Source organism: Psychromonas sp. (assembly GCF_983033635.1).
In genome coordinates this window covers 1-8,874 of sequence record NZ_CEZLMY010000147.1, presented here as the reverse complement: position 1 = coordinate 8,874, position 8,874 = coordinate 1, and the positions used below count along the sequence as shown (strand labels likewise).

At 40.6% G+C, this 8,874-nt stretch carries 9 protein-coding genes; 7 read left to right on the top strand and 2 right to left on the bottom strand.

Annotation, left to right across the window (positions count from 1 at the left end; all coding sequences use genetic code 11):
- Positions 1-206 precede the first annotated feature (206 nt).
- The 5 genes from AC4GME_RS14935 to AC4GME_RS14915 all read left to right on the top strand — a co-directional run bounded on the left by AC4GME_RS14935 (position 207) and on the right by AC4GME_RS14915 (position 4,581).
- Positions 207-1,517 carry a hypothetical protein gene (locus AC4GME_RS14935; protein ID WP_490377735.1) on the top strand — a complete coding sequence of 437 codons (1,311 nt, stop codon included), beginning with the start codon at positions 207-209 and terminating at the stop codon, positions 1,515-1,517.
- Positions 1,518-1,545: 28 nt separating this feature from the next.
- Positions 1,546-2,334 carry an ABC transporter permease gene (locus AC4GME_RS14930; protein WP_490377734.1) on the top strand — a complete coding sequence of 263 codons (789 nt, stop codon included), beginning with the start codon at positions 1,546-1,548 and terminating at the stop codon, positions 2,332-2,334.
- Positions 2,335-2,501: 167 nt separating this feature from the next.
- Positions 2,502-2,873, top strand: a complete 372-nt coding sequence (locus AC4GME_RS14925) for a GntR family transcriptional regulator (protein ID WP_490377733.1) — start codon at positions 2,502-2,504, stop codon at positions 2,871-2,873.
- The gene (locus AC4GME_RS14920) at positions 2,870-3,724 is read left to right on the top strand and encodes an ABC transporter ATP-binding protein (protein ID WP_490377732.1); all 855 of its coding nucleotides are present in this window, start codon (positions 2,870-2,872) and stop codon (positions 3,722-3,724) included. Before AC4GME_RS14925 ends, AC4GME_RS14920 begins: the two co-directional genes overlap by 4 nt.
- Positions 3,724-4,581, top strand: coding sequence for a hypothetical protein (locus tag AC4GME_RS14915; RefSeq protein WP_490377731.1), 858 nt, complete (start codon positions 3,724-3,726; stop codon positions 4,579-4,581). The genes AC4GME_RS14920 and AC4GME_RS14915 overlap by 1 nt, the downstream gene beginning before the upstream one ends.
- 79 nt (positions 4,582-4,660) lie before the next feature.
- Here the strand turns inward: AC4GME_RS14915 and AC4GME_RS14910 are convergent, their stop codons facing one another.
- Positions 4,661-4,804 carry a hypothetical protein gene (locus AC4GME_RS14910; protein WP_490377730.1) on the bottom strand — a complete coding sequence of 48 codons (144 nt, stop codon included), beginning with the start codon at positions 4,802-4,804 and terminating at the stop codon, positions 4,661-4,663.
- Between the two features lie 85 nt (positions 4,805-4,889).
- Here AC4GME_RS14910 and AC4GME_RS14905 point away from each other — a divergent pair, with 85 nt between their 5' ends.
- Positions 4,890-5,105 carry a dodecin gene (locus AC4GME_RS14905; RefSeq protein ID WP_490377729.1) on the top strand — a complete coding sequence of 72 codons (216 nt, stop codon included), beginning with the start codon at positions 4,890-4,892 and terminating at the stop codon, positions 5,103-5,105.
- A 138-nt stretch (positions 5,106-5,243) separates the two neighbouring features.
- On the opposite strand, the gene AC4GME_RS14900 is transcribed toward AC4GME_RS14905, so the two are convergent.
- Positions 5,244-6,536, bottom strand: coding sequence for a rhodanese-like domain-containing protein (locus AC4GME_RS14900; RefSeq protein ID WP_490379665.1), 1,293 nt, complete (start codon positions 6,534-6,536; stop codon positions 5,244-5,246).
- Between the two features lie 730 nt (positions 6,537-7,266).
- Between AC4GME_RS14900 and AC4GME_RS14895 the strand changes: the two genes are divergently transcribed.
- Complete coding sequence (locus tag AC4GME_RS14895; RefSeq protein ID WP_490377727.1) at positions 7,267-8,415, top strand: lactonase family protein; 1,149 nt, start codon at positions 7,267-7,269, stop codon at positions 8,413-8,415.
- The last annotated feature ends 459 nt before the right edge of the window (positions 8,416-8,874 follow it).

Here is an 8,874-nt window from a genome sequence, read left to right as displayed (position 1 = left end):
GCATTCTACATCAAGGTTTTATAACGCTGAAGATGGTTGCCTCTCGCCTTGCCCAGCGGGAGCGTAGCTCGAAAGTCATAACTGCGTTACAATATTTGAAAAGGGAATAACCATTCTCTGCATATTGTGCCTTATTCTGACATCCGAGCTAGGCTCTGAATCTGCATCTTCAAGTAGTTTGGGTATATTTGTTTTCAGGTGGATCTATGTCGGTTCTTTCTCCAAATAGTGTTTTTACTTCTCTTCAGCAGGATGGTCCCTTTGCCGTATCTGACCACTCGCTTAGTGCCGGGCGTTGTTCTGCTCAAACCCGTCAATGGATAAAACGCTTACAGAAGGATCCTAATAATAGAACTAAGTATCGGGCGCTGCGCAGTCAGATATTTGAGTTTTTAGGGGTGGACAGCATTGATCAGATTCAATCCCTGATTGCTGATAAAGCGCTGCGCGAACAGCGCAGTGAGCGTGCTCTGCGTTTGTTAGGTAATATGTTCGGCATTGACGGCAATCTTAATGAAATAAAGAGTCGTGTGGATGAGTATGCGCGAACTGCAGATGCGGTGATCCATTCTATTATCGATAAAATTCTTTCACCCTATGCTTCACATATTGAAGCAACCAATGAAATAGAGGTTACTAATAATCCTGTTGAGCTGTTATTGATTATGTTTAACGATGATTATCATAAAAAAGCCCGTTTTGAAGCGCGCCGTAAACTGATTTTAATGACACTGGCCGGCAGTATCGACCAACGTGAGCGTGAAACGGATATTGAAAGTAAGTTTTCTGCTTTTCTGGCATTTTTAAATGGTTATGTATGGAGTCCAAATCTGAAAATTGGCCAGTTAGATCCAGTCTATCTCCATTCTACGCACCGTAGTGAAGATTATCGCTGCACTAGTGTGACAGTTTTAAATCCCCAGCAGGCGAAGTTAGTGCAGCCGGCTAAAGGAGAAAAGTTAACCTTAATTAAACGCCGAAGTTTCACTGTCGGCGAGAAAAACACCCCCATTTATGTATCGATCAGAAAGAAGCCACCGGAAGCTAAGGTTTTAAAACTGCTGCGAAAAAATGAGAAGAACCCGGCGATTGCTGTTGATGATGAATTAGGACTGATGGCGGTGCTTGATTCGGTGAGTGATGTTAAAGCTTTTCAGCAACACCTTACCCGCAGTGCCTCTAAAGCAAACTCTTTAATGGTACTCGAAGATATTTCTGATACCTTAAGCGAGCATACTCAGTATCGGGGCAGGGCTGTCGGCTCCAGTGATAAAACCGCGATGATGAAGTTTTTTGCACGTTTAGGCGGCATGCGCGTTGAGTTTATTATCCACACCAATCAGACCTGGTTAGACTATATGTACCAGCAGGATGTGGCGCATAACGAGTATGAAGTAAAACGTATTTTTGATACCGGTGTTATCGAGCTGCTCTTTCCGAAGGATATTTTTCATCTTAAACACCTAATCACCCGCAATGAGATGGTACAGTTTTTCCGTAAGCAGATTGAGTCTTAACGTTATTTTTCAATAAGCGAAACGATTTATGCAAAACAGTTTAGAGATTAGTTGGGCACAACTGGCACTATTTTCAGTGGTGCTTGTTATTCCGCTATTAGTTAATCGTTATTATCAGTTAGCGATGGCGAAAGAGATATTAATTGCAGTTTCGCGTATGGCTGTGCAGCTGATTTTAGTCGGTTTATATCTGCAATATGTTTTTTCGCTCAACAACCTGTTCGTTAATATCGGCTGGATCATCTTGATGATACTAATCGGCAGCAGTGCGATTGTCGGTAAAGCCAATTTGCCTAAGCGTGCCCTATTTATGCCTGTTGTATGCGGGGTAAGTATCGGTTTATTACCCCTGATGCTATTGCTCTGTTATGCCATTATCCGGCCTGAGCCTGTATACAGCGCGCAATATGTTATTCCGCTTGCGGGCATGTTATTAGGTAATTCATTAAGCAGTAATATCGTCGCACTGCAAAATCTATTTGAGGCATTTGAGCAACGTAGAAGCGAATATGAAGCGGCTATCGCATTAGGAGCAACCCCGTTTCAGGCTGCCAGCCCCTTTGTTCTTGCGGCACTGAAAAAAGCACAAGCGCCGATTTTAGCGTCAATGGCGACGACGGGACTGGTGACACTTCCGGGAATGATGACAGGGCAGATACTTGCTGGAGCAAGTCCTGTCTTAGCCATTAAATATCAGTTGGTGATTCTTATCGCAATTTTTGTGATGATTAGCGTTTCACTGACGCTTACTCTGCAGTTAAGTTTGAAAAGAACACTGAGCCAAACAGGCAGAATAAAGGTTAAACCTCTTAGTTAATTCTTTTACTTCCTCGGCTATTTTCAGCCTCTTTATAAAAATTGAGCTCCTTATAATACAGCGCTTTTGTTGCAATACGATCAACAAACCGCGATCTTAAAATTTGCATCTTGGTTAGCTTACCGTTATGGTGTTATACATGAGTATAACACCGCGGCGGAATCTATATGAGCGACTGGAATGATAAACAGCCCATTTTCCATCAGATAAAAGAACTGATAGAAAAGCAGATCCTTCTCGGTATCTGGGAAGAAGGAACAGCATTACCCTCGGTAAGAGCTGTTGCGGCTGATATGAAAATCAATCACCTTACCGTTATGAAAGCTTATCAGCTGCTGGTTGATGATCACTTAATAGAAAAAAAACGCGGGCAAGGGATGTTTGTATTATCCGGTGCGATTGAAAAGCTGAAAACAGAAAAAAAACAGCAGTTTTTAACTCAGGAGATACCGAATATTGTGCAGATGCTTAAACGTATCGATATGCCTGTGCATGATTTCATTAAAGAATTAAAGAAACAGATTGAGGAAGAGAAATGACAACATTGGTTCGAGCAGCAAATGTAAGTAAGCAATACCAGTCTGAGGTGGCGGTCAAAGATATCTCTTTTGAACTGCAGGCCGGGCAGGTGCTTGGCCTGTTAGGCCACAATGGAGCAGGGAAATCTTCGTTAATCGGCGCGCTGTTGGGATCCCTGAGTTATCAGGGAGAGATTCAGGTCTGCGGCTTAAACCCGGTTAACCAGCGTGCTGAATTAATGCAGCATCTGGCTTATATTTCTGATGTAAATGTATTACCACAATGGATGACAGTTGCGCAGATTTTACGTTATACCAGCGGGGTACACCCGAGTTTTGATATTAATAAAGCAAAACAGTTACTGAGCAGCACGCAGATTGCACAGCGCACAAAAATCAGCTCGTTATCCAAAGGGATGAAGGTACAACTTCATCTATCTATTATTATCGCAACCGATACTAAAGTATTAATTCTCGATGAGCCAACATTAGGCTTAGATCTTATCTACCGTGATACTTTTTACCGTCATCTTATCGAGTGGTTCCATGACGGTGAACGTGCATTGATTATCGCCAGTCATGAAGTCAATGAAATCGAACATCTGCTTACTGATGTACTGATGCTTAAACAGGGGGAAACAGTGTTACAGGGCGATATGGATTCGATTCATGCTCAGTATTTCATTGTCGATGCACAGCATCAGCATGAGGCGATTATCCAGCAGATGTCTCCGCTCGCCTCGAAAGCCGGTCTCGGCAGCACTAAATGGCTGCTTGAAAGTCAGTATCGCTCTCAAGCGGAAAGCTTAGGGGAAATCATCAATCCGACACTGCAGGATATCTTTATTGCCATTCAAAAGGAGGGCGCGTAATGCATCCTAGTTTATTTATGCTTGAAAAAGAGCTGCTTGAACATAAAATTGTAACGCGTTTACCGCTGTTTTTACTGCTGACCGGACTGTTTATACTGGGCTCTATTGTGCTCAATACGGACTCATTAAATAACATATCACTGCAGTTTAATTATCAGGGGGAGTTAGCGCCCAACACGGCAGATTTTACGCAGGGCTTGAGCTCGATTATCTCCTTTGGCGCGGGTGCTGTTTCTTTACTTTTATCGATACTGTATCTGGCAAAAACATTCCGTAAAGAGCGTCAGGAAGGCAGTCTGATGTTCTGGCGCAGTATGCCGGTATCAGATGCCATGACCCATGCTGTAAAATTGGCTTTCGCCTTGATTTTAATCCCGCTTATCTGTTCGCTTCTGGTGCTCAGTGCAGAGCTCTTTCTCTGGTTTGTTTCATTAACCAACAGTCATGATGTAATGCAGCTTTTGGGTGAAACATCGCTACTTTGCGTGCTTCTTAACTGGTTAATGTTTGTGGCTAAAATGCTGCTGGTCAGTCTGGCTGTGCTGCCTGTAGCCTGTTTACTGCTGGCCGTTTCGCAGGTGATAAACTCCCCCTTGTTAGTGGTAGTGATCGGTGCTTATACGGTTAAACTTCTCAGCAGTTATGTTTTTGCTTTTGAAGGTGTCGCAACTTTTATCCGCGCCATTAGCGCAATGCCGATATCACTGCTTACTGCATCGCAGCCTTTAGCTGTATTTGCGCAGGTCGGATGGTTTTATTTTCTACTTGCTTATCTGCTTGGTGCGCTTTGTCTGATGGTCAGTCTGTCGATAAGAAAGCATGGAGAGCTGGATATCCGCGCACTGTTTTCACGTTAGTGTCAAAAACGTAAAGTCCAGGACGTACGTTCTGGACACGCATCGCTTTTATATAGATTTTTACTAATATTTGAATCAATTATTCATTTTTAGGGCCACCGAATTGTTTTTTAAGATGATCTGCCCATGTATCAATATCTTCAGGTTTGTGTTTGATGACCGACCATTCCCGTTTGTTCAAAGCGGGAGCTTGCAAACAAATATCATATTCAACATTTGCCAATCAATATCAACCACTTTGGTAAAGTAATTATTATTCAACTATAGTTCTGACAATAAGTTTTTCTTTGTTAATACAGGAGCTTGATATGTCTGAACACCACACTTATAAAAAACTAGAAATGGTTGGTTCATCTAAAACCAGTATCGAAGATGCCATCAGCAACGCTATTGATGAATGTCATAAGACCATGAAAAATATGGATTGGTTTGAAGTCGTTGAAACTCGTGGTCATATTGTTGATGGCAAAGTAGGTCACTTTCAGGTGACCGTTAAAATAGGCTTTAAAATAGAAAACAGTTAACTTTGCAGCCAGCTGACCCGCACTGGGGCGAGGGGCAAGTGTTGTGTTTTGCTAGTGTTGCAGAACTCAACACTTACTCTCAAAATGTATGATTATGAATAGTCCGCCTGGCAGTACTATTCATAATTAAAAGCCATTCTAAATCAGAGTAATGCCGTTTTCTTTGGCAATTTCTTCAAGTGAATCATTTAAGAATTTTATATTCTTATAACCTTTATTAATGAGAGTGGTGTAAGCGAGCGATGCTCTCGCCCCCGCGCTACAATGAACAATAACAAGCCCTGTTGTTGGGATCATTGCCAAGTTTTGTTCAAGCGTTTCAAGTGAAATATTGATAGCATTTTTCAAACGTCCATGGGTAGCTTCCTCTGCGGAGCGAACATCTATAATTGTTGCATTACCTGATTTCACGGCTGCAACAAAGGCTGCTTCATCAATTTCACCTTTTGCAAGTTTCTTAACATAGTTGAGATGAGTATCAATCGCTTTACTTGCCAGAGGGCGTTTTTGCTTATTCCACTCCGCCATTCCCCCGTTTAATATCGCCACCTTTTTGAATTTCCAAAAGGTTAATATTTCATAAGCTTCGATTGCCTGCTCACTTTGACCACTCTCTGAAACTATGGTTATGGGCGCTTTTTTGTCGCGTAAACCAAAAATGGTGCGTTTTTTAGTGGCAAATTTTTCCTTGTTCCATCTCTGGTGCATTTCTGCTAACTGAGAAGTCGGAAGATGAACAGCACCTTTGATATGAGTAGCTGGATTTTTTCTCACATCTACAATGACATGATGAACATCAAGATTATTTTCCAACCATGCCTGATTAACATAAGCCGGGTAAACCTCTGCTTTCCATGCAGGAAATCCTTCAACATAAGCTTTTACATTCTGGTAGCCATTTTGTTGCGCTATCTTCAATGCTTTCGGGCTTAATGGACAAGTAACACCTCCACAATAAAATACCAATGGTGTGCTTTTGTTCTTAGGCAGCCAGGTGATGTTTTTGGCCAGTTCATTCGCTGGTGTTGCAACCGCACCGGGAAGATGACCAATATTGTATTGGCCGATCGGGCGCGCATCGCCGATAAATAAATTCTCTCCAGCCTCAATCATTTCGGCAAGCTGATCAGTATCAATAATTTGCTGTTTAGGAAGTTTTACCAAAATTCGTTTGATTTCACTGGCGTTCATCTTGTTATCAACAATTGCTTTAAATTTAGTATTAACGGTCAACTCTTCAAAAGACTCTGCACTTGCAAGTTTTGTGTGTTCGTTATATTTAATGACTGCAACTTCTTTGCTTTTTAGATTGATAAATTGAATGACCTTTGCCTGTGTAGATATCGACTGAATCTTACCTATAATCTCTGTCGCCATCAGTGACCATGAGATAGGCAGTAGGGCAATGAATATAACTAATTTCTTAAACATAATGATGCTCCTATCATTAATAAATAACAATTGTTCGAAATTCCAGTGTGAATAGAGTGCTCAAATCGATAGGTATTTCACTACAAAGCATTTATGACTATTGCAGCAGTTAATACCTTTCAGATTAGCTTAGACTTAATTAGCATTAAATACATTAGAGCAGCCTGTAGTTTTATGGCAAGCTGAGCCTTGGCTCACTTTTCATTTTTTAGGGCCAGTGTGAACGACTTAAAAACGGATGAATTGGCTACCTTTATAAATAAACTTAATCCTAGATCTTTCCTGACGGTCAATTGCATCATCATAATATGGACGCAGTCAGTGTTCTTTTAATTTTGTGGTCTATTTGTGGAAGTGCGACTTCAGTCGCGCCTATGATATTGCGCGGTTAAAACCGCACTTCCAAAAACAAAAGCAGATCAGTTAATTTTGCGGATTGGTATAATGTAATGATTTAAAAGAATATAAGGCATGGATGCCAAACCTTTTATCTTTCCAGGCGCATACCCGTAAAACAGATTTAAAAATCATTAAAGAATTTGAGCTTAATAGCCATCAATATCTAAAATTGGTATGTAAAACAGCCTAATACGATAGTGTATTTGTGCGCTGAAATTAAACAGACTAAGCTAATTAATATAACCAATCGCTGACGGTCAATTTGATCATCATAATATGGACGCAGTCAGTGCTCTTTTAATTTTGTTTACTCAAAATGGAGATTGATGAGATGAAAAATATTAATAATATATTTACCCGCAACCTGGCTAAGCTACCGATAATATTTCTGTTATCCGCTTTGTTAATCTCCTGCTCTCAGACTCCCTCCGAGTCACTTTTAAAGGATAATTTTAAATTTATTATTGGCACCTATTCAGTGGACACGGCCAGCATAGGCATCTATTCATTACAATTAAATCCTAACTCAGGTCAATTTTCACAAACAAAAGTAGTCGTAAAAAGCGAAAATCCCTCATTTTTGCTTTATCAAGCAGGCAGTAAAATTCTGTATGCAGTAAATGAAGTTGAAAAAGGCTCCATATCTGTTTTTGAACAACAAGATAACCACTTCAAACTTGCACAGAAACTTGATCTGCAAGGAGAATATCCTTGCCATCTTAATCTTGTCAATGACGGTAACTATCTTGGCGTTGCCAATTACAAGAGTGGCAATGTTTCTCTGTTTCGTAGGGATAAATCAGGAAAACTGGATGAGAACTCCCTGCTGACAGTTAGTCATCATGAAACTGGTGCAAATATAGAGCGCCAGGTAACGAATCATGCTCACTGGGTTGGTGAAACTAACAGCGAGTATATATATTCAGTTGATCTTGGCGCGGATAAAATATTCAAATATAAATTAGACTCAAAAGGGAAACTCACTAACATCGAAACTGCGTTGCAGTTAAATCCAGGTGATGGCCCTAGACATATTGAAAAACATCCGTCTAAAAACATTATTTATCTGGTCAATGCATTGTCTAACACAGTTGCCGTTTTATCAGTGCAGGGGGATGGCAATCTTTCCGAGAAACAACGCATAAATATACTTCCTGCCGGCAATACTGTGCATAGTCAGGCTGCAGCAATTAAACTGGATAAAACTGCAAACTATCTTTATGTCACTAACAGAGGGCATAACAGTATTACAACATATAAGGTACTTGATAATGGAGATCTGCAGTGGTTATCCAATGTATACAGTAAAGGTATATGGCCACGTGATCTTTTAATCACTGATGATAATCAATTTATGCTGGTCGCTAATCAACATTCCAATTCAATAAACCTGTTCCGAATAGATCAAAACAGCGGAGAACCAATAGCAACAGAGGAAGTCATCACAGTACCGAGCCCAACCAACATAATTAAACATTGATAGCGCACAGCTTAGCAAGGTTAGGCGCATAGGTTTAACCGTGGCAAGGGTAGGGAAAGCTTCTTTGCTCGAGCCAAAGTAAAGAGGAAAAACCTATGCGGACTATAACAGTCTGTCTTATAGGACTGTTTGCTCAAGAAAAGACAGCTAGTTGCAGCGCAGTTGCAAATGAACGTTTAAACCAGAGGTTTTTAGGAATGTATTGATTTGAGAATAGAATAAAACAAAGAAATGCTACTCGCTACTGGGCTCGACTATCTATATTAACGATTAGAAATGTAGGTCTATTATTCGAATAAAATATAAATCTCTAAGACTTTACTATTCTTGATATGAAAGGCAGGGCACTATGACTGACAGAATATCAAAAGAGCATCGGAGCTGGAATATAAAAGATAGGACATCCAGTGCGCCGAGATAAATCGGTAGAAGATTAAAGGTGAAATCCCTTAGTTCGGT

Coding starts and splice junctions, on each gene's coding strand:
- AC4GME_RS14905 (WP_490377729.1), top strand. CDS start 4,890: ATGTCTGAACACCACACTTATAAAAAACTAGAAATGGTTGGTTCATCT.
- AC4GME_RS14930 (WP_490377734.1), top strand. CDS start 1,546: ATGCAAAACAGTTTAGAGATTAGTTGGGCACAACTGGCACTATTTTCA.
- AC4GME_RS14925 (WP_490377733.1), top strand. CDS start 2,502: ATGAGCGACTGGAATGATAAACAGCCCATTTTCCATCAGATAAAAGAA.
- AC4GME_RS14920 (WP_490377732.1), top strand. CDS start 2,870: ATGACAACATTGGTTCGAGCAGCAAATGTAAGTAAGCAATACCAGTCT.
- AC4GME_RS14900 (WP_490379665.1), bottom strand. CDS start 6,536: ATGTTTAAGAAATTAGTTATATTCATTGCCCTACTGCCTATCTCATGG.
- AC4GME_RS14935 (WP_490377735.1), top strand. CDS start 207: ATGTCGGTTCTTTCTCCAAATAGTGTTTTTACTTCTCTTCAGCAGGAT.
- AC4GME_RS14895 (WP_490377727.1), top strand. CDS start 7,267: ATGAAAAATATTAATAATATATTTACCCGCAACCTGGCTAAGCTACCG.
- AC4GME_RS14915 (WP_490377731.1), top strand. CDS start 3,724: ATGCATCCTAGTTTATTTATGCTTGAAAAAGAGCTGCTTGAACATAAA.